We start from the raw sequence: 323 nt of genomic DNA on the forward strand, positions 1-323 counted from the left end.
CGGCGGTTGAGGTCGGCTCTGAACTGTCCGGCGGCGTGTCCGTGCCGGCGTTATCGTCGGCGTACAGGTCGGCCAGTAAACCCACCTCATCGGCGTCGCGGACTTTTTCGTCGGCCATTTGCTCCGCCGGATGCGTACTGGCGTGTACCGCCTGCAAGGCCCGGATAGAGACCTGCGTATACACCTGGGTGGATTCCACGCTGGCATGGCCTAACATGGCCTGTATCCAGCGCAGGTCCGCGCCGTTCTCCAGCATCGGGGTCGCCATCGCGTGCCTATCGTGGTGGCAGGCGCCTTTTATTTCAATGCCGGCGGCCCGGATA

General features: G+C 63.8%; 1 protein-coding gene. It reads right to left on the reverse strand.

Going from position 1 to position 323, the window contains the following annotated elements; genetic code table 11:
- Window positions 1-323 (reverse strand): tyrosine-type recombinase/integrase (locus tag AACQ38_RS23920; RefSeq protein WP_165579259.1); only part of this gene is annotated, 323 nt, incomplete at both ends.

Origin of the sequence: Photorhabdus sp. RW14-46 (assembly GCF_963887965.1) — a bacterium.
In the GTDB taxonomy this organism is placed as follows: domain Bacteria; phylum Pseudomonadota; class Gammaproteobacteria; order Enterobacterales; family Enterobacteriaceae; genus Photorhabdus; species Photorhabdus laumondii.